Genomic DNA, 1,305 nt, shown 5'->3' on the forward strand with positions numbered 1-1,305 from the left:
GTCTTCACGATTACCAGGCCTGCCAATGATTCGACCGTCAGAGATAATGGCAACTTCACAGTTGAAGTCAGTCTGGAACCGAGGCTGGCCTCAGGTCATAGTCTGTCCTTGTCAATCGATGGTGTTCAGCAGGGCAAACCACAGAGAAAAACTCAGTTCAAACTAAAAAATGTCGATCGGGGTACTCACCAGTTATCAGTGGCTATTCTTGACCGAAACGGCAAGACCTTAAAAACCGCCAACAGCACTGTGCACGTACAGAGAACAGTTTTCAGACCTCCCGTACCGGTACCAGCGCCAGCCCTTTGAAGACTGTTGTCGCACTATTTTGGTGCACTCAAACAAACTGACTTATAATTCCAGTTCTCCCAATTTTTTTCAGAAGTGCAACCTGATGCAAAAAGGTCACGTACTGAAAGAGATTGGCAACAGTTGGTTCAATTCTTGCGTTATGTTTTATCAGACAACGAAATAACAACCACCACTTATCCGGGTGTCAGTCGGTGATCAATGAATTTGTACTGGAAAATCTAAACACGGCCATTATCGCTCTGGATCAAGAGCTTCGTGTCGCTTTCATGAACCATGCTGCTGAAGCACTCCTGGATATCAGCGAAAAAAGTGGCCTGCAATTGCCACCATCGCAGTCGCTTGACCATGGCTCTATGATGAAAGATCTGCAGCGTGCCCTGGAACAGAACCAGCAGTTTACCCGCAGAGAATCAGAAATCGTCATTCATGGAACCTCGGTACTGGTTGATTACACCATTACCCCCATAGAAAACCAGCACGCCTGCCTGTTAGTGGAGATTCACCCAAGAGACAGGTTGCAGCGCATCACTCGTGAAGAATCCCTGATCGCCAAACAGGAAACTTCTCGTATTCTTGCCCGTGGACTCGCCCATGAAATCAAAAATCCTCTTGGAGGTATAAGGGGCGCAGCCCAGCTGCTGGACAAACAACTGGATGACAAAGAACTCAGCGAGTTCACACAGATCATTATTGAGGAAGCGGACAGGCTCAGAGATCTCGTTGACCAGATGCTCGGCCCCATCAAGCCTCCCAGTATGAACAGTTTGAATATTCATGAAGTGCTGGAAAGGGTTATCCAGTTAATACATGCAGAGACCGGCGGCCAGCTGTCTGTTGTCAAAGATTATGATCCCAGTATTCCTGATCTTCCTGCAGACAGAGAGCGGTTGATTCAAGCTATCCTCAACCTGGTGCGAAACGCCATGCAGGCCATAGAGCAACATATGCCTCTGAGTGATGGTCAAATAACCATTCAAAGCCGTATATCCAGAC

The 1,305-nt window shown here is 47.6% G+C and carries 1 protein-coding gene and 1 pseudogene; both read left to right on the forward strand.

The genetic code is table 11. From position 1 onward, the window contains the following. Positions 1-309, forward strand: a pseudogene (locus KDK18_RS01875) (hypothetical protein); the annotation flags it as partial. 194 nt (positions 310-503) lie between these two features. Then, positions 504-1,305: nitrogen regulation protein NR(II) (glnL, locus tag KDK18_RS01880; RefSeq protein ID WP_257252785.1), on the forward strand; the 802-nt coding region annotated here is incomplete at its 3' end.

The organism is Endozoicomonas sp. SESOKO3, assembly GCF_024606255.1.